The sequence below is a fragment of the Rhodovulum bhavnagarense genome (genome assembly GCF_004343505.1).
In the GTDB taxonomy this organism is placed as follows: domain Bacteria; phylum Pseudomonadota; class Alphaproteobacteria; order Rhodobacterales; family Rhodobacteraceae; genus Rhodovulum; species Rhodovulum bhavnagarense.
On record NZ_SLXU01000003.1, the window covers coordinates 17972 to 36487 of the forward strand.

An 18516-nucleotide genomic window follows, 5' to 3' on the forward strand; every position below is an offset into this window, starting at 1 on the left:
TGCGCTGGACCAAAAAAACGCCCCGCCGGCAATCCTGGCGGGGCGTTCCTGCGCGGCGATGATCGAGCCTATTTGCTGACCGGGCCGATCATCATGATCATCTGGCGGCCTTCCATCTTGGGCATGTTCTCGACCTTGCCGATGTCCTTGACGTCCTCGGCCACCCGTTCGAGAAGTTCCCGTCCGAGATTCTGGTGCGCCATCTCGCGCCCGCGGAAGCGCAAGGTCACCTTGACCTTGTCGCCGTTTTCAAGGAACCGCATCACGTTACGCATTTTGACATCGTAATCATGCGTGTCGGTGTTTGGGCGAAACTTGACTTCCTTGACCTCGATGATCTTCTGTTTCTTGCGCGCCTCGGCCTCGCGCTTTTGTGTCTCGTACTTGAACTTGCCGAAATCCATGATCTTGCAGACCGGCGGCGTCGCGTTCGGCGAGATCTCGACCAGGTCAAGGCCAGCCTCTTCTGCAAGCGCCAGTGCCTTGGCGGGGGGGACGACCCCGATGTTTTCGCCTTCGGCGCCAATCAGACGGATTTCGGGGGCCCGGATGCGCTGGTTGACGCGGGGGCCTGTTTCGCGCGTGGGGGGCGCGTTATGGGGTCTTCGGGCTATGGGAATGCTCCTCGTGCCGTTGCGTTCAGATGGCTGACAAACTACCGCCCGCCATGATCCGTTTCAAGGCGGTATTCCGCTGTTCCCAGGGGGTGCGGCAAGGGGTGGCCTTGTCGGGCGGTCTTAGTCTGCGCACCGTTGACTGGTGAAAATTCGCAGAGTCGGAGGAAGACCGCGATGGGACGCATTCTTGCCGTGATCATCATACTAGCTGCCCTGGCGGGGGGCGGCTATTATTGGTACATGACGCAGCCGGCCGCACCGGAGGAAGCACCGGATGCGGTCACAACCCCCGAAGCCGGGGAGGCGGCGCCCGCGGCCGCCATCCAAGAGGCCGCGCAAGAGGCCACTGACCAGGCCGAGGCTGCACAGGAGGCCGCAGAGCAGGCCGCGCAAGCGGCCCAGGATGCCGCAAGCGAGGCAGCCGCAGCCATTGAGAACGCCGCCAGCGCGGCAGTCGAAGCCGCCGAAGAAGCCGCCAGCGATGCGGTCGAGGCCGCGACCGGTGCCGTCGAAGCAGCCACAGAGGCGACGCAAGACATGGCGACCGGCGCCGTCGAGGCCGTCGAAGGGGCAGCGGATGACGCCATGGAAGGCGTTCAGCAGAGCGTGACCCCGGCGGAATGAACGCGCGCCGGCCGCTGCCTGTATGCGCGCCATCTGCAACATGTAAAAAAACGCCCCGCGGGCCAGTGGCTTGCGGGGCGTTTCGTATCGCTCGGCGTTCTTAACCTACGAAGGCTTTCTCGACTACATATTGCGCGGGTTCCGAATTGGCGCCCTCGTTCAGGCCCCAGCCTTCCATGATCGCCATCACGTCCTTGTTGAAGTCGAGCGAGCCGCAAACCATCGCGCGGTCGGTGACAGGGTCCATCTGGGTGCCCTCCAGGCCGAGATCGGCGAACACCTTGCCCGAGGCCAGGTTGTCGGTGACGCGGCCCATCCACTTGCTGTCTTCGCGCGTGGTGGTGGGGTAGTATTTCAGCTTGTCGCCGACGAATTCGCCGATCAGCGGGTCTTCGGGCAGGCTTTCGACCAGTTGCCGACCAAATTCCAACTCTGCCACCTCACGGCAGGTGTGCATCATGATGACCTCGTCATACCGCTCGTAGGTATCGGGGTCGCGCATGAGGCTGGCGAAGGGGGCGATGCCGGTGCCGGTGGCCAGGAACCACAGCCGCTTGCCGGGCAGCAGCGCATCGAGCACCAGGGTGCCCACGGGCTTGGGGCGCAGGATGATCTCGTCGCCGGGCTGTATATGTTGCAGCCGCGAGGTCAGCGGGCCATCCTGCACCTTGATCGAGTAGAAATCCAAGCCCTCGTCCCAGGCGGGCGAGGCGATGGAATAGGCGCGCATGATCGGCTTGCCGTCCTCGCCGGGCAGGCCGATCATCACGAACTCGCCCGAGCGAAAGCGCAAGGATTGGGGGCGCGTCGTTCGGAAATAGAACAGCCGGTCGGTGTAATGGCGCACCTCGGTTACGGTCTGCGCGTCTGGCAGGGTTTTCTTGGTGGCGGTCTGGGGCGCGGCAGTCTGTTGGTTCATGTGGCTTCACGCAACGGGGCCGATGGTCCCGCTCCTTTCCTATAGGTGTCCTTGCAGGCAGGGGAACCCCCCTTCGCACGGCCCGGGCCGCGAGCCCGGTATGTCCCGTCTGCCCGCGTATTCCCGCACAGGGGCGCGGACCACCATGACTCAGATCAAGCATGAATGTCGCAGGGGCGGAGGCACCAGCCGAAAAAGACATCCCCCGATGTGGCGGTTTCCCTTGAGACCTGCGCGATCATCGGTGATAGTCGGGCGCCGCCGGACACTAACGGCGGATATCAACGAAGCAGCTACCTGGGAGGGTACACTATGAAATTCGTGACTGCCGCCGCCGCGGCCGTAGCGCTTTCCGTTTCCGCCGGCACCGCGCTCGCGCAGTGCGACGATGGCGAAATGGTCATCAAGTTCAGCCATGTGACCAATTCCGACAAGCATCCCAAGGGCATCGCCGCCTCGCTGTTTGCCGAGCGTGTTAACACGGAAATGAACGGCGTGGCCTGCATGGAGGTGTATCCCAACACCACGCTTTACAACGACGACCAGGTGCTTGAGGCCATGCTGAACGGTGACGTTCAGTTCGCGGCGCCCTCGTTGTCGAAATTCGAAAAATATACCAAGCAGTTCCGCATTTTCGACCTGCCCTTCATGTTCAAGAACATCGAAGCGGTCGATGCCTTCCAGGCCTCTGATGCAGGTCAGGCCATGAAGGAATCGATGGCCCGCCGCGGCCTTCTGGGCCTGGAATTCTGGCATAACGGGATGAAACAGTTTTCGGCCAACAAGCCGCTGCTGAGCCCCGAGGATGCCAAGGGCCTGAAATTCCGGGTTCAGACCTCTGACGTGCTGGTTGCCCAGATGGAGGCGCTGGATGCCAGCCCGCAGCCGATGGCATTTTCCGAGGTCTACGGCGCGTTGCAGACCGGCGTCGTCGACGGACAGGAAAATACCTGGTCGAACATCTATGGCCAGAAGTTTTTCGAGGTGCAGGACGGAACCACCGAAACCAATCACGGCGTCCTGGATTACCTCGTCGTGACGTCGGTCGAGTGGTTGGAGGGGCTTGATGCGGATGTCCGTGATCAACTGCTCACCATTCTCGCCGAGGTGAGTGCCGAGCGTAACGCCGCGGTTGGCGAGGTCGATGCCGAGGCACGCCAGGCGATCCTGGACGCCGGTGGCGAGATCCGTGAGCTGACACCCGAGCAGCGCCAGGCCTGGGTCGATGCCATGAAACCTGTCTGGGCCAAGTTCGAGGCCGATGTCGGGGCCGAGAATATCGAGGCCGCGCAACAGATCAACGCTATGAACTGAGCCACTTGAAGGTGGTTAGAGGAGGCGGCCCCTTGGGGCCGCCACCCGTCATTTCAGGATTCCGAAACAGTCAGGGAATAGCGGTATGAGCGCAACGTATCGCCCGAAAACCGCGCTGGGGCGTGCCATCCATGTTTTCGAGGAAACAGTGATCGCCGCGCTTCTGGGGCTGATGGTGCTTGTTACCTTCGTGAATGTGGTGCTGCGCTATGTGTTCAACAGCGGGCTGATCTGGGGGCTGGAACTGACCCTGATACTGTTTGCCTGGCTGATTCTGTTCGGGATCGCCTACGGTTTCAAGATCACCATGCATCTGGGCGTTGATGCCGTGCTCAACATGGTGTCGCGAGGAACGAGGCGGGTGATGGCCATCATCGCGCTGGCGATCTGCCTCGTCTACGCGGTTTTGCTGATGAAGGGGGCCTATGATTACTGGGCGCCGTTCGCCAACCTGCCTCCGACGACCGGGCATTGGTTCCCGACCGGTTTCAAGGAAATGAAACCCTGGGACTACCGGGGCTATGTCCCGACCGAGCGGATTCCGATGCCCGAGATCCTGCGCGCACCCCTTGAATTCCTGTTCCTGCCCGAGGGCGAGGATCCTTACGATAAACTTCCCGTTGCATTGCCTTACCTGATGATCCCCCTCGCGGTGGCATTGATGCTCGTCCGGCTTGTCGAGGCGGGCCTGCGTATCCTGCGTGGCACGCAGGAAAGCCTGATCGTCAGCCACGAGGCCGAAGATGCGGTCGAGGAAGTCGCCGCAAAGAAAGGCGCCTGATCCATGGATGTCATTCTTCTTTTTGCAATGGTGATCGGTTTCCTGCTGATCGGGGTGCCGATCGCGGTGTCGCTCGGCATGGCCTCGATCATCTTCCTGCTTGCCCTGTCGGACACCTCGTTGGCCTCGGTGGCGCAGTCGCTCTACCAGGCGATGGCCGGGCATTACACGCTTTTGGCGATCCCGTTCTTCATCCTTGCATCCAGTTTCATGTCTACGGGCGGCGTTGCGCTGCGGATCATCCGCTTTGCCATCGCCTGCGTGGGGCACTTGCGCGGCGGCTTGGCGATTGCGGGTGTGTTTGCCTGCATGATGTTCGCGGCGCTGTCTGGGTCGTCGCCTGCGACCGTGGTTGCCATCGGCTCGATCGTGATCGCGGCGATGCGCAAGGTTGGCTATACCAATGATTTTGCCGCCGGCGTGATCTGCAACGCGGGCACGCTGGGCATCCTGATCCCGCCCTCTATCGTGATGGTGGTCTATGCGTCGGCCACTGACGTCTCGGTGGGAAGGATGTTCCTGGCCGGGGTCATTCCGGGTCTTCTGGCGGGCCTGATGCTGATGGTATCGATCTACGTGATCGCCTTGATCCGCGACATGCCCAAGGGGCAATGGCAGGGCTGGGGCGAGATCCTTGCCAGTTTCCGCGATGCGTTCTGGGGCCTGATGCTGATCATCATCATCATGGGCGGCATCTACGGGATCCCGGGCGTGACCGGCGCCATCTTCACGCCGACCGAGGCGGCTGCGGTGGCCTCTGTCTACGCATTCGTTATTGCCGTCTTCGTCTATCGCGACATGGGGCCGTTGAAACCGGCACAGGAAGGGGGCGCGCCATTCAGCCTGGCGCGGCGGCCCCAGGCGCTGGTGACGGGGTTCTTCCACGCCGATACGCGGCGCACGCTGCTGGACGCGGGCAAGCTGACCATCATGCTGATGTTCATCATCGCCAACGCGCTGATCCTGAAACACGTCCTCACCGATGAACAGATCCCGCAGAAGATCGCCGGCGCCATGCTGGAGGCGGGCTTTGGCCCGATCATGTTCCTTGTGATGGTCAACGTGATCCTTCTGATCGGCGGCCAGTTCATGGAACCCTCTGGCCTGATCGTGATCGTGGCGCCCCTGGTCTTTCCCATCGCGATCGAACTGGGGATCGACCCGATCCATTTGGGGATCATCATGGTCGTGAACATGGAAATCGGGATGATCACGCCTCCGGTCGGCCTGAACCTGTTCGTGACCTCGGGTGTCGCGGGGATGCCGATGATGCGGGTGGTTCGGGCGGCGCTGCCGTTTCTCGCTGTTCTCTTCGTGTTCCTGATCATCGTGACCTACGTTCCGTGGTTGTCTACCGCGCTGCCGACCGCGTTGATGGGGCCCGAGATCATCGTCAAATAGGCCCGCGGCGCAGGCAAAGGAAAAGGGCCGCGCGATCCGCGCGGCCCGTGGCGACCTTTGGCTCTTTCCGGTGGCTCAGGCCGCTTCTAGTGCAGAGATGATCGCCGAGAAATCAACCGCCTTGAGCGAAGCGCCGCCAACCAGAGCCCCATCGACATTAGAGATGGCAAAGATGTCCGCCGCGTTCGCCGGTTTCACCGAGCCGCCGTAAAGAAGGCGGATGCCCTGGGCATCCTCGCCAAAGCGATCGACGAGCCCCGCGCGGATGAAATCATGAACCTCAGCGATCTGGTCCAGTGTCGGCACGCGACCGGTGCCGATGGCCCAGACCGGTTCGTAGGCGATGACGATGGTGGCGCCGTTTACGCCGTGGTCGGGCAACGATCCCTGCAACTGGGTGCCGATCACCGACAGCGTCTCGCCGGCATCCCGCTGCGTCTCGGTTTCCCCCACGCAAACGATGGCGACCAGTTTCTCGTCCAGGGCTGCCTCGGTCTTGGCGCGCACGGTCGCGTCGGTTTCGCCATGGTCCGTGCGGCGCTCCGAGTGGCCGAGGATGACATGGCTGGCACCCGCCTCGTGAAGCATATGGGCCGACACATCGCCGGTATGGGCACCGGTCCGCGCTTTATGGCAATCCTGCCCGCCCACGGCGATCGCCGTTCCGCGTGCCACCTCCGCCATGCGCTGGATCAGCGTGGCAGGCGGACAGATCAGGATATCGACCTGCGGGTTGGGATGGCCGCCGGACAATGCCGTGACCTCGGCCAAGGCTGCGCCGGTTCCGTTCATTTTCCAATTGCCCGCGGCCAGTCTTCTGCGCATGTTCACCCTCGCTGGAATTGACGTTTCCCGTCTTCCTAGGGCATTTCGGCGCGCGGCGGAACGGCCCAATTGGCGCAGGCGGCAATTAGCCGTTCGTGGCCTGGTCGGGGTCGCGGAACTTTACGGATTCGCCGCAGCCGCAAGCATCCACCACGTTGGGATTGCGAAACCTGAACCCCGATTCCAACAGCGAGACCTCGTAATCGATCTCGGTTCCTAACAGGAACATTTGCGCCATTGGCGCGATCATTACCCGCGCGCCGCCCAGTTCGACCACTTCGTCCAGGGGATCGGCCTTTGCGACCACCTCCATCGTGTATTCCATTCCTGCACAACCGCCCTTCTTGACGCCGATGCGCAGGCCCGCCGCATCCTCGCGCGCAACAAGCCGCGCCACTTGCGCGGCGGCGGCCGGCGTGAGTGTGACCGGTGCTTTCCCGGGATTTCCGAACATTTTGCACCTCTCCCTTTCCCACTTTAAAGGGTAGGTGGTCGGCGGGGGGCGCTCAAGGGGGTGGGGGCCTGCTCAGGCTGAAAGGGGCAGATTTTTTGGGTATTTTTACCAAGAAGAAGACCGAGGCGACTTCTTCTTGGTAAAAATACCCATGGCCAGACGCCGCCGCCGGGGACCAGGACAGGCAAGGGCGATAGGCTGGCCGCCCCTGCCGGCACGTGCAGCGGGGCTCAGATGCCCATGCAGTTCGCGTAGAAAGTCACCGTCGCGGGCCAGTCCGAGAACACGCCCTTTACCCCGACATCTTGTGCCAAGACATCCAGCAACTCGAAATAGACACCGTCATTGTCGGTGACATCCGCGATCGACTGGAAGTACCAGCCGCCCCCCGTTGCCAGCGGGCCCGAACGTTCCAGCGTCCAGGTGATGATGTTCAGCCCGGCCTCTTGGGCCTTCTCGGCATAGACCGACGGGACGATCTGGCCGTTTTCGACGGTGACCAGCATCCACATCGGCGGCGCGATGTAGTTGACGCCCATGTCGGCGAGCTCCTGCATGGTCGGCTTGAAGGTCGCCGGGTCCATGGGGTCGATCAGGCCCTCATCCTCGTCCGAGGCCTCGTAGCGGTCGTCGAGATAGACCGCTTGGGCGCCGAAGTCAGGCTCGTTCTCGATCCAGTAGAGAATGTCGGAGAGGTCGAAGGACTGGGCGAAGACGTCCTTGGCGGGGATGCCGGCGGCCTTGTACTCGTCGATCATCTTCTGTGCGTAATCGGCTTGGGTGAAGCCGTCAAAGGGCATGTCCACCGCAGGGCTTTTCAGTTCGGGGGTGAACCTGGCGCCAAGCGCCTTGAACAGGCGGATCGACTCGGCATGGGTCATCAGCTGCGCGCCGTTCGTGTAGAGATCGGTGCGGAACCCGGCGATGCCGCCCTGGTAGGCCTCGGGCGTGGTGGCCGACTTGTCGGCGGCGTCCATCTTGGGCTTCAGCGTCTTGAACTCGGCCAGCGTCAGTTCGGCGGTGCGGCACTCGGCGCGGGCCGGGGCATCGCCATTGGCCGGGGTGAAGGGGGTGACGCATTTCCCGGCCAGCTCGGTGGTCAGGATGTTCGTGGTGGTGTGCAGGTCGTTCTGGGCGTGACGGCAGACCAGTTCCTTGTCCTTGGTGAAGGTCACGTCGCATTCCAGGACGCCCGCGCCCATCCGCGCCGCGGCCATGTTCGATTCGACCGTGTGTTCGGGAAACATCAGCGGCGCGCCGCGATGGCCGATCGAGAAATCGGTACGCGTCGGCGTCTGGCCGATGCAGGCGGCCAGCTTTTCCTTGAGCGGGCCGTCGTCCATCTTGTCGATCAGGTAATAGGGGCGCGGGCCGTATTCCAGGCCGGTTTCGGCCAGCGCGGGCAGGGCGGTTGCGGCCAGCAGCGCGGCCGCGGCGGTCAGGCGGGTGATCGTCATCTGGATCTCCGTTCGCAGGGATGAGGCAACGGAAATCCAATGACCGCGCTCCGTGACAGGGGCGCGAAGCCTGCGTGACGCCTACATGAAGCCGAGTTCGAGCCGCGCCTCGTCCGACATCATGTCCATGCCCCAAGGCGGGTCCCAGGTGATGTCCACATCGACCTGGCGGACGCCCGGGACCGGGGCCACGGCCTCTTGCAGCCAGCCGGGCATGTCGCCAGCCACCGGACAGCCGGGGGCTGTGAGCGTCATCGTGATGAAGACGGCATTCTCGTCATCGATCTCGATCGTGTAGACCAGCCCCAGGTCGTAGATATTCACCGGGATTTCTGGGTCGTAGACGCTGCGGCATGCCTCGACGACTTGCTCGTAGAGCGGGTGGTCGGTTGAGGACGGCTTGATCAGGGGGGTGCCTTCGAGCTTTTCCTGCGGCTGGGACATGGGGGCTCCTGTAAAGCTTACAAAACATATAAGGAATGGAGCAAACGGCGTCCAGTGCGTGTTTGCCTTGTCTGGCGATCGCGGGCGGGCTAGCCATGGTCACAGGTGGAACGGAGAGAACCGATGCAGTTGTCCATGGATGAGGCGCGCGGCCTGTTGCAGGCCGAAGAGCAAGAGATGAGCGTGGTCATTTCCGATCCCAACCTGCCTGACAATCCGATGATCTATGTCAGCGAAGAATTCGAGAGGCAGACCGGTTATAGCTCGGACGAGGCATTGGGACGCAATTGCCGCTTCCTTCAGGGGGAGGGCACCGATCCCCATGCGATAGAGGCGATCCGCCACGCGTTGGCTGCGCAGACGACCTTTACGATCGATCTCCTGAACTATCGCAGGGATGGCACGCCATTCATGAACCGGCTGCGCATCCGGCCGATTTTCGACGAGGCGGGTCGACTGGTCTATTTCGCGGGGGCGCAGAACCCGGTCTGAGCGCGGTCAACTGCGCTTGCGGCCCTTGGGTACGGGCAGGGGGCGGGCGCGTTTCTCGATCTCGTCGTAAAGCAGCGCGGCGATGTTCTTGCCCGAGGCCCTTTCGATGCCTTCGAGGCCGGGCGAGGAATTGACCTCCAGCACCTTGGGGCCGTTATCCGAGCGCAGCAGGTCCACGCCCGCGAGGTTCAGCCGGAAGGCGCGCGCGGCGCGCACCGCCGCCTCGCGTTCCTCCTTGGTGATGCGCACCGCCACGGCGTGGCCGCCCTGGTGCAGGTTGGAGCGGAAATCGCCTTCGGCGCCGGTGCGTTTCATCGCGGCCACCACCTTTGAGCCGACGACGAGGCAACGGATATCTTCGCCCGCGGCCTCCTTCACGAAATGCTGAACAAGGAAGGAGGCCTTGAGGCCGCGAAAGGCCGAGATCACGGATTCGGCCGCCTTCTTGGTTTCGGCAAGTACCACGCCCTTGCCTTGGGTCGATTCCAGAAGTTTCACGATCAACGGGGCGCCACCCACGAGCGAGATCAGGTTGTCGGTATCCTTGGGCGAGGCGGCAAAGGCCGTCATCGGCATCCCGATCTTGTGGCGCGCGAGGATCTGGTGGGCGTGCAACTTGTCACGGCTGGCGGTGATGCCCTCGGAGCCGTTCACGCAATAGGTGCCGATGGTTTCGAACTGGCGGATCACGGCAGTGCCGTAAGAGGTGACCGAGGCACCGACCCGAGGGATGATCGCGTCATAGCGGGGCAGGCGCTTGCCATCGTAATAAACCTCGGGCGACAGCGCGCTGAGCGCCATGTAACAGCGCGTGGTGTCGATCACCTCGACGACGTGGCCGCGTTTTTCGCCCTCGTCCACCAGGCGGGCGGTGGAGTAGCTATGCGCCTCGCGGCTGAGGACGGCGATGCGCAGAACGCGCGCGGGGGCGACCTGGCGTACCTCGGCCGAATGGTAGACATCGTAGGACAGGCGCGGCTGGCAAAAGCTTTCGCCGGGGCTGACCACCACGTCCTCGCCTAGCGCCTGGCGCCCCAGGAGCATCCGGTAAGCCATGCCGCCCCGATGGGTCAGCGTCAGTTCGATCGGCCAGCGCCGGTTGCCGACCTCGATCTCGGAGCCGATGACGTAACGCCATTCGGATTCCCCGTTCGACGAGATGACTTCGCGCCGGTCGATCACCTCGGCCGAGCAGGGGATCGACAGATCCTCGCGACCCGGGATCGGATGAACGGCAAACCGTACCCTGGGACGAGTGGCCGGGCCGAAAGGTTCGATATCGAAGGCATGCAGCGCCGAGGTCTTTGCGCCGGTATCCACCTTGGCCTTGAGCGCGGGCAGGCCCAGGCCGGGCAGGGCGACCCATTCCTCCCACCCTAGGCGGAAAAGGGGCGTTTCGGGCACGTCGCTATCGAGCATGGGTCTGGCTCCTTGGATTCCGGGCAGAATCGCATATGAACGCGACCCTGGGTGCCTATCGCGAGAACAGATATGACGGCTGCGTTCAACTTCGAAGTTAAGGCCACCGACGGCAAGGCGCGTGGCGGGGTCATCACGACGCCGCGCGGACAGATTCGCACGCCCGCCTTCATGCCGGTGGGCACCGCGGGTACCGTCAAGGCAATGTTGCCCGATAGCGTGGCGGCCACCGGGGCCGACATCATTCTGGGCAATACCTATCACCTGATGCTGCGGCCTACGGCGGAACGGATCGACCGCCTGGGAGGTCTGCATCGTTTCATGAACTGGCGAGGGCCGATCCTGACGGATTCGGGGGGCTTCCAGGTGATGAGCCTTGCGGAACTGCGCAAGTTGACCGAGGACGGCGTTACATTCAAAAGCCATGTCGACGGTTCGCGCCACACGTTGACCCCCGAACGCAGCATGGAGATACAGCGCCTGTTGGGGTCCGACATCGTGATGTGTTTCGACGAGTGTCCCGCGCTGCCGGCGACGGACGACGAGGTGGCTCGCGCCATGCGCTTGTCGATGCGCTGGGCGGAACGGTCCAGGGCGGCGTTCGGGGATCGACCCGGCCACGCACTGTTCGGGATCATGCAGGGCGGTGTAACGCGCGAGTTGCGCGAGGAAAGCGCCGAGGCGCTGAAATCCATCGGGTTTGACGGCTACGCGGTGGGCGGCCTGGCTGTGGGCGAAGGGCAGGAGGCCATGTTCGGGGTTCTGGACTATGCCCCCGATTGCCTGCCAGCCGACAAGCCGCGCTATCTGATGGGGGTGGGCAAGCCCGACGATATCGTGGGCGCGGTGGCGCGCGGCATAGACATGATGGATTGTGTCCTTCCCACGCGGTCGGGGCGCACCGGCCAGGTCTTTACCCGCCGGGGCGTGGTCAACATCAAGAACGCGCGCCACGCCGATGATCCCCGCCCGCTGGACGAGGAGTGCGCCTGCCCGGCCTGCCGGCATTATTCCCGCGCCTATTTGCACCATGTCTTTCGCGCGCAGGAAATCATCTCGTCCATGTTGTTGACCTGGCACAACCTGCATTATTATCAGGACTTGATGGCGGGTATGCGCGCGGCTATTGCCGAGGGTCGGTTTGCCGACTGGCAGGCCACATTTCACGCCGCGCGCGCCGAGGGCGATATCGCGCCGCTCTAGGTCTGCGCCGCCCCAAAGCATGCTTGCACCCGGCAGGTGCGGCGGGCATTGTAACAACCGAGTTGCAACTAGCCTGGTTGAATGCGGGGCAGGGCGCCCCCAGATATTGCGGCCAGAGAGGAGAGGGCCGTGGTCGCCGAAACGGGGCCGGTGTCCTCCTGCCAGACCAAGGAAAACACATGACCGAGCAACTGAGCCAATCCTTCCCTGTCCTGCCGCTGCGTGATATCGTAGTCTTTCCTCACATGATCGTGCCGCTTTTCGTCGGGCGTGAGAAATCTGTGCGCGCGCTGGAAGAGGTGATGCAGGACGACAAGCAGATCCTGCTGTCGGCGCAGATCGATCCGGCGGTGGACGATCCTGACAGTTCTGGCATCTATAGTGGCGGTGTCCTGGCCAATGTGCTGCAATTGCTGAAATTGCCCGACGGCACGGTCAAGGTGCTGGTCGAGGGGCGGACGCGGGTACGCATCACCGACTATCTCGAGAACGAGGCCTTCTTCGAGGCCCATGCCGAGGTTCTGGACGAAGAGCCGGGCGACCCGGCGGCGGTCGAGGCGCTGTTGCGTTCGGTCGGGGGGGAATTCGAGCGCTACGCCAAGATCAAGAAGAACATCCCCGAAGAGGCGCTTTCGGCGGTGGCCGAAACCCATGAACCGGCCAAGCTGGCCGACCTGGTGGCGGGCCATCTGGGCGTTGCGGTCGAACAGAAGCAGGATCTTCTGGAGACGCTTTCGGTCGCGGAACGTCTGGAAAAGGTCTATGGCCTGATGCAGGGCGAGATGTCGGTTCTCCAAGTCGAGAAAAAGATCAAGACCCGCGTCAAGAGCCAGATGGAGCGCACCCAGCGCGAATATTATCTCAACGAACAGATGAAGGCGATCCAGCGTGAGCTGGGTGACGAGGATGGCCAGAACGAGATTGCCGAACTCGAAGAGAGGGTGGCTGCAACCAAGCTGTCGAAGGAGGCCCGCGACAAGGCCGAGGCAGAGATCAAGAAACTGAAATCGATGTCGCCCATGTCGGCAGAGGCGACGGTGGTGCGCAATTACCTCGACTGGATGCTGTCGATCCCGTGGGATGTGAAATCGCGCGTGAAAAAGGATCTTGGCCGGGCCGAGGCGGTTCTGGATGCCGACCATTTCGGGCTGGAAAAGGTCAAGGAACGGATCGTCGAATATCTTGCGGTGCAACAGCGCTCGCGCAAGTTGAAAGGCCCGATCCTGTGCCTTGTCGGCCCGCCGGGCGTGGGCAAGACCAGTCTTGGGAAATCCGTGGCACGGGCCACCGGGCGCGAGTTCATACGCATCTCGCTGGGCGGTGTGCGCGATGAGTCCGAGATCCGCGGCCACCGCCGGACCTATATCGGGTCCATGCCCGGCAAGATCATTCAGGCGCTGAAAAAGGCCAAGACGACGAACCCTCTGATCCTGCTGGATGAAATCGACAAGATGGGACAGGATTTCCGGGGCGACCCGGCCTCTGCCATGCTTGAGGTTCTGGACCCTGAACAGAACGCGACCTTTGTCGACCACTATCTCGAGGTCGAATACGACCTGTCGAACGTGATGTTCCTGACCACGGCCAACAGCTATAACATGCCCGGCCCGCTGTTGGACCGGATGGAGATCATCAGCGTCGCGGGTTATACCGAGGACGAGAAACGTGAGATCGCGTTGCGTCACCTGCTGCCCAAGCAGATGAAGAACCACGGCCTGCGTGAAAAGGAATTCGTGCTGACGCAGGACGCCTTGACCGCGATCATCCGCTATTACACCCGTGAGGCAGGGGTTCGGAATCTCGAACGCGAGATTGCCAAGCTCGCGCGCAAGGCGGTGACCAGGCTGATCAAGAAAGAGACCGACAAGGTCACGGTGACACCAGATGTCCTTGAGGAATACCTGGGCGTCAAGAAGTTCCGTTATGGGCTGGCCGAGAAGGAAGACCAGGTCGGTGTCGTCACCGGGCTGGCCTGGACATCTGTCGGTGGTGACCTTCTGTCCATCGAGGCGCTGAAACTGCCGGGCAAGGGCCGGATGAAGACCACGGGCAAGCTGGGCGACGTGATGAAGGAGTCGATCGACGCAGCCTCAAGCTATGTGCGGTCAATCGCGCCTGAAATCGGAGTAAAACCGCCCAAGTTCGAGAAATGGGACATCCACGTTCACGTGCCTGAGGGGGCGACGCCCAAGGATGGCCCATCGGCCGGTATCGCGATGGTGACCTCTATCGTGTCAGTCTTGACAGGGATTCCCGTGCGCAAGGATATCGCCATGACCGGCGAGGTCACCCTGCGCGGCAATGTGCTGGCCATCGGCGGGCTCAAGGAAAAGTTGCTGGCCGCGCTCAGGGGGGGCATCAAGACGGTGCTGATCCCCGAGGAAAATGAGAAGGATCTGCGCGAGATCCCCGACAATGTGAAACAGGGGCTGACAATCATCCCGGTTTCGGATGTGCGCGACGTTCTCAAGCATGCCCTCGTATCAGCCCCCGACCCCATCGAATGGGACGAAGAGGCCGAGGAAGCCGCCGCCAATGCCGCGCAGAATGCCACCGGGGACGGGGTCGGGCAAATCGCCCACTAGGTTCTGCCTGCAAGGCCCGATGACCTGACGGCGCGCCTTTCAGGGCGCGCCGCTTGTCGTTTGGCGAACGGATTTGATCGTGGCAAAGCAGCGCCAGCTTCGCTAGTGTTACTGTGAGCGAGTTTCGAAACGGCACATCCAGAGGCAGGCATGACCAAAGCCCCCACCACCACGCGCAAGCGCAGCACGACCACGGTTCGCAAAGCTCCGGCCGCGGCGCGGAGTTCGGCGGCCGCCACGTCAAGGCCCGACCCCAACCCGACCGAGACCGCGATCATCGATGCACCCATTCCGGCACCGCAGATTGATGGCAACGAGTTGCGCAAGAACGACCTCGTAGACATGGTGGTCGAGACCTCGGGCATGAAAAAGAAGGACGTCAAGCCCGCTGTCGAGGCGATGCTTGCCGTGCTGGGTCAGGTGCTGTCGGATGGGCGGACGCTGAGCCTTCAGCCGCTGGGCAAGGTGATGGTCACCAACAAGAAAGACAAGGATAACGGCGAGGTCCTGACCCTTCGTCTGCGACGTTCGCGCCAGTCCGCCGAGCAGGCTGCCGATGAGGTCAAAACCCCCCTTGCAGAGCCTTGCGAGGACGGCTAAGAAGCGCGCCACGGGTGATTAGCTCAGTGGTAGAGCGCTTCGTTCACATCGAAGATGTCGGGAGTTCGAATCTCTCATCACCCACCATTTTTCCTAGAAACACGTGGTTGTTACGTTTGTCTTGGCCGATGGCAAAGTCGGTTGCGACGCGTGGTGCATGAACTGGCCGTTTGGATCATACCCGGCCCCCCGAACCGTCGGTGCCCTGCATCTGCGCAGAAAGACGATCGGGGCTTGCGCTTTGGGTGCGGGCCGGTCTAAACCCCGCCTGTCAGGGCGATTAGCTCAGTTGGTAGAGCGCCTCGTTTACACCGAGGATGTCGGGAGTTCGAGTCTCTCATCGCCCACCAGACCTTCAATGTCTTGTCCCGCTCTTGCTGGGGACTTTACGGTTCTCTGAACCCTGCGCGGTTTGGTTGCGTCCCCTGCAACCGCCGCGTGGCATCGATGCTTAGGTTGGAACCAGGGATATCTTGGCCGCGCTTGCAGCCGCCGGGCAGTATTGGCCTAAATGTCGCGATAGCGCCTTTCGAACTCCCACACATCGTCAAAGCCCATCAGCGCGCTGAAGGCGTTGAAATCTGCCAGCCGGTCCTGGACACCGACCGATGACCCCTCCGTGCGGATCGCGTCGTAGACCGTCTCCAGGGTCTTTGCCATGGCAAGGAACCCTGTCGCGGGATAGATCGCCAGGCGGTAGCCGATCCTTTCGAGATCTTCGCGCGGCAGGATCGGTGTCTTGCCGCCCTCGACCATGTTGGCGACCAGGGGCTTGTCGACGACCCGGCCGATACGTTCCATCTGTTCGACAGTTTCCGGCGCCTCGACAAAGATGAGGTCGGCCCCTGCCTCGGCATAGGCTTCGGCGCGACGCAGCGCCTCGTCGATACCCATAGACGAAAGCGCGTCGGTGCGCGCCACGATCAGAAAGTCAGGGTCGGACCGGGTGTCGACCGCGACCTTGATCTTGCGCACCATCTCTGCGCCCGGGATGACGGGGCGGTTCGGGGTATGTCCACATTTCTTGGGAAATTCCTGATCTTCCAGTTGAATGCCCGCGACCCCGGCGGCTTCGTAGCCGCGCACGGTATGCGCGACGTTCAACAGGCCACCATAGCCGGTATCGCCATCGGCAATCAGCGCGGTACGCGTGCCATTGGCCATGGCCGATGCCCGGTTCAGCATGTCGCTATAGGTTGCCAGCCCTGCATCGGGCAGGCCCAGATATGACCCCACGGTGCCATAACCGGTCATGTAAAGGACATCGAATCCCATACGGTCGGCGATTTTGGCGGAAATCATCTCGAAAACGCCGGGGGCAGGTATCAGGCTATTCTGTGAGAGGCGGGCGCGCAGACCGCGCCGCTTTTCTTGAACGCTCGGGGTGTTACTTTCCTCGGCCATGGATGCCCTCCGTAACTTGGACGAACTGAAATTTCTTGTCGGGGGATAGCATGCGTCCATATTGCATACAATCCTGGCAGGGTAGAGGGAGGAACCATGAAATCGGACAGGGCCGGCAGAGCCGCGGAAGAGCGCGGCCGAAAATTGAAACATGGCCATGCGGCGCGGCGCGCTTACACGATCATCCGCGATGACCTGCTGCGCGATGCGTGGCCCAGCGGCACGCATCTGCCCGAGGCCGAACTTGCGCGGCGTATCGGCGTCAGCCGGACGCCAGTGCGGGATGCGTTGCGCATGCTCGTCAACGAGGGGTTCCTGGAATATTCGGCAAATGTCGGATGCCGCGTCCGCGGCTGGAGCGAGGACGAGATCGAATCACTTTTCGATTTGCGACTGGAGCTTGAATCCTATGCCGCGCGACGGGCGGCACAGCGGATGGACGACGTCGGCATACAAGAGCTGAACGCGCTGTGCGATCAAATGGAAAGTATTGCTTTCAAAGTGTTAGATGTTCCGGCGCTACGTGATGACCTCACTCCGCTGAACGATGTCTTTCACATGCGGATCATTGATGCGGCGGCCAATCCCAGGCTTGCATCGCTGATCAAAAGCGTCACTGCCGCGCCAATCGTGCTGCGCACTTATCGTCGTTATGACGCGGACGAGGTTGCACGCAGCATGAACCATCATCGCGAAATCGTCGCCGCGCTTGACGCGGGGCGCGGGGAATGGGCGGCGGCGGTGATGCGGGCGCATCTCCATGCCGGATATACGGCCATGCGCCGGGGAGGGGAAGGCAAGGTCGGTCCGATGTCGAGCGGCCGGTGACAAGGGTGGGGCTATCTCGGGGTTCGCGGCAATTGACGCATCAAAGATTGTATACTAGCGTTCTGATGCAACGCGCCACCTGACAGGCCGGCAAACGGTCGGGCGGATCGTGGCGGACTTAGACCCGGGAGGTAAGCACAATGAATAACGTGGGACGGGGCGCCTTGGCCGCCCTTGCATTTTTCGCCGCGACCACTGGTACGGCACATGCGGAACGCACCCTCCGGCTGACCCTGCAAGTTCCGGTGAACCACCCGGTCGGCCAGAATATCGTGTTTTTCAAGGACCAGGTCGAAGAGGCCTCTGGCGGCGAGATAAAGATCGAGGTCTATGACTCTGCCCAACTCTATAAGGGTAGCGAAGTGCCCCAAGCGGTTGCATCGGGCGCCATCGACATGGGGTTGGTCCTGATCGACGAATATGCAGGCACTATTCCCGCGACCGGCCTGTTCAGCGTGGCCTTCATGTTCCCCGATTACGACGCCCTTGCACGCGCGGCCAATGCCGATAGCGCCGTGCGCCAGCAGATCGACGAGTTGATCCGCCAGACCGGTACGCGGGTGATGTGGTGGCAGGATTACGGGCCGGTGCAACTTCTGTCCAAGGACGCACCCCTGCTCAGCCCCGAAGACATGAAGGGCAAGAAGGTGCGCGTGCTGGGCAAGCCGTCGGGGGATTTCATCCAGGCCGTTGGCGGCGTGCCGGTCAAGATCGGTGGTTCTGAACAGTTCCTGGCCTATCAGCGCGGCACCGTCGATATCGGCATGACCGGCACGACCGCCATCGAATCGCGCAAGCTTTACGAAGTCATGGACTGGGTGACGATCACCAACCACGCCCAGACCGAATTCCTGGTCGTGATGAACGACGCCACCTGGGACAAGATGAGCGAGGAAGAGCAGGGCTGGATGCGCCAGGCCGCACTGGCCGCCGAAGAAAAGATGCGCGCCGAGACCAAGGACAAGAACCTGGCCTCCGAGGCTTTCATCGCCGAAAATACCGACATGCAGGTGCAGAACCTGACGGCTGAGCAGATTGCCGCATGGCAGGCGGCAGCCGCTCCCGCGGTCGATGCCTATATCGCGGCGGCCGGCGAGGAGGGGCGCAAACTCGTCGAGGCGGTTCGCGCCCTCAAATGATTGCGATCCT

18 protein-coding genes and 2 tRNA genes are annotated in these 18516 nt (G+C 62.3%); 12 read left to right on the top strand and 8 right to left on the bottom strand.

Translation table 11 applies throughout. The annotated features are described in order from the left end of the window. Positions 1-68: 68 nt before the first annotated feature. Complete coding sequence (infC, locus tag EV663_RS05080; RefSeq protein WP_341799032.1) at positions 69-620, bottom strand: translation initiation factor IF-3; 552 nt, start codon at positions 618-620, stop codon at positions 69-71. 171 nt (positions 621-791) lie between these two features. Here infC and EV663_RS05085 point away from each other — a divergent pair, with 171 nt between their 5' ends. Further along, the gene (locus EV663_RS05085) at positions 792-1241 is read left to right on the top strand and encodes a hypothetical protein (RefSeq protein WP_132950715.1); all 450 of its coding nucleotides are present in this window, start codon (positions 792-794) and stop codon (positions 1239-1241) included. Positions 1242-1341: 100 nt separating this feature from the next. Here EV663_RS05085 and EV663_RS05090 read toward each other — a convergent pair whose 3' ends face one another. Next, the gene (locus tag EV663_RS05090; RefSeq protein ID WP_132950716.1) at positions 1342-2160 is read right to left on the bottom strand and encodes a ferredoxin--NADP reductase; all 819 of its coding nucleotides are present in this window, start codon (positions 2158-2160) and stop codon (positions 1342-1344) included. Between the two features lie 312 nt (positions 2161-2472). On the opposite strand from EV663_RS05090, the gene EV663_RS05095 reads away from it, so the two are divergent. The 3 genes from EV663_RS05095 (at position 2473) to EV663_RS05105 (ending at position 5656) form a co-directional block, all read left to right on the top strand. Then, positions 2473-3474, top strand: coding sequence for a TRAP transporter substrate-binding protein (locus tag EV663_RS05095; RefSeq protein ID WP_132950717.1), 1002 nt, complete (start codon positions 2473-2475; stop codon positions 3472-3474). An 85-nt stretch (positions 3475-3559) separates the two neighbouring features. Then, positions 3560-4255 carry a TRAP transporter small permease gene (locus EV663_RS05100; protein ID WP_132950718.1) on the top strand — a complete coding sequence of 232 codons (696 nt, stop codon included), beginning with the start codon at positions 3560-3562 and terminating at the stop codon, positions 4253-4255. Positions 4256-4258: 3 nt separating this feature from the next. After that, on the top strand, positions 4259-5656 hold the full coding sequence (locus EV663_RS05105) for a TRAP transporter large permease (protein ID WP_132950719.1): 1398 nt from the start codon (positions 4259-4261) through the stop codon (positions 5654-5656). Positions 5657-5731: 75 nt separating this feature from the next. Here EV663_RS05105 and tpiA read toward each other — a convergent pair whose 3' ends face one another. The 4 genes from tpiA to EV663_RS05125 form a co-directional block, all read right to left on the bottom strand. Continuing rightward, the gene (gene tpiA, locus EV663_RS05110; RefSeq protein WP_132950720.1) at positions 5732-6481 is read right to left on the bottom strand and encodes a triose-phosphate isomerase; all 750 of its coding nucleotides are present in this window, start codon (positions 6479-6481) and stop codon (positions 5732-5734) included. 85 nt (positions 6482-6566) lie between these two features. Next, positions 6567-6935: a HesB/IscA family protein gene (locus EV663_RS05115; protein WP_132950721.1), complete on the bottom strand. Its 369-nt coding sequence runs from the start codon at positions 6933-6935 to the stop codon at positions 6567-6569. Positions 6936-7165: 230 nt separating this feature from the next. After that, positions 7166-8392 (bottom strand): glycerophosphodiester phosphodiesterase family protein, encoded by a 1227-nt coding sequence (locus EV663_RS05120; RefSeq protein WP_132950722.1) that lies wholly within the window; start codon positions 8390-8392, stop codon positions 7166-7168. Positions 8393-8473: 81 nt separating this feature from the next. Continuing rightward, complete coding sequence (locus EV663_RS05125; protein ID WP_132950723.1) at positions 8474-8836, bottom strand: SUF system Fe-S cluster assembly protein; 363 nt, start codon at positions 8834-8836, stop codon at positions 8474-8476. Positions 8837-8959: 123 nt separating this feature from the next. Between EV663_RS05125 and EV663_RS05130 the strand changes: the two genes are divergently transcribed. Continuing rightward, positions 8960-9328 carry a PAS domain-containing protein gene (locus tag EV663_RS05130; protein ID WP_132950724.1) on the top strand — a complete coding sequence of 123 codons (369 nt, stop codon included), beginning with the start codon at positions 8960-8962 and terminating at the stop codon, positions 9326-9328. A 6-nt stretch (positions 9329-9334) separates the two neighbouring features. Here the strand turns inward: EV663_RS05130 and rimK are convergent, their stop codons facing one another. After that, complete coding sequence (gene rimK / locus EV663_RS05135; protein WP_132950725.1) at positions 9335-10747, bottom strand: 30S ribosomal protein S6--L-glutamate ligase; 1413 nt, start codon at positions 10745-10747, stop codon at positions 9335-9337. A gap of 72 nt (positions 10748-10819) precedes the next feature. Between rimK and tgt the strand changes: the two genes are divergently transcribed. The 5 genes from tgt to EV663_RS05160 all read left to right on the top strand — a co-directional run bounded on the left by tgt (position 10820) and on the right by EV663_RS05160 (position 15485). Continuing rightward, a complete protein-coding gene (gene tgt / locus EV663_RS05140) occupies positions 10820-11950 on the top strand; it encodes a tRNA guanosine(34) transglycosylase Tgt (RefSeq protein WP_132950726.1) in 1131 nt (376 codons plus the stop codon). A gap of 179 nt (positions 11951-12129) precedes the next feature. Continuing rightward, on the top strand, positions 12130-14535 hold the full coding sequence (gene lon / locus EV663_RS05145) for an endopeptidase La (RefSeq protein WP_132950727.1): 2406 nt from the start codon (positions 12130-12132) through the stop codon (positions 14533-14535). Between the two features lie 150 nt (positions 14536-14685). Beyond that, positions 14686-15135 (top strand): HU family DNA-binding protein, encoded by a 450-nt coding sequence (locus EV663_RS05150; RefSeq protein ID WP_132950728.1) that lies wholly within the window; start codon positions 14686-14688, stop codon positions 15133-15135. Between the two features lie 12 nt (positions 15136-15147). Continuing rightward, positions 15148-15222, top strand: a tRNA-Val gene (locus EV663_RS05155). Between the two features lie 187 nt (positions 15223-15409). Next, positions 15410-15485 (top strand) — tRNA-Val (locus EV663_RS05160). A gap of 157 nt (positions 15486-15642) precedes the next feature. On the opposite strand, the gene EV663_RS05165 is transcribed toward EV663_RS05160, so the two are convergent. Further along, entirely contained in the window at positions 15643-16539 is an 897-nt protein-coding gene (locus EV663_RS05165; RefSeq protein ID WP_132950729.1) for an isocitrate lyase/PEP mutase family protein, read from the bottom strand. A gap of 96 nt (positions 16540-16635) precedes the next feature. On the opposite strand from EV663_RS05165, the gene EV663_RS05170 reads away from it, so the two are divergent. Both EV663_RS05170 and dctP read left to right on the top strand, forming a co-directional pair. Further along, positions 16636-17367, top strand: coding sequence for a GntR family transcriptional regulator (locus tag EV663_RS05170; protein ID WP_132950730.1), 732 nt, complete (start codon positions 16636-16638; stop codon positions 17365-17367). Positions 17368-17507: 140 nt separating this feature from the next. Then, entirely contained in the window at positions 17508-18506 is a 999-nt protein-coding gene (gene dctP / locus EV663_RS05175; RefSeq protein WP_132950731.1) for a TRAP transporter substrate-binding protein DctP, read from the top strand. The last annotated feature ends 10 nt before the right edge of the window (positions 18507-18516 follow it).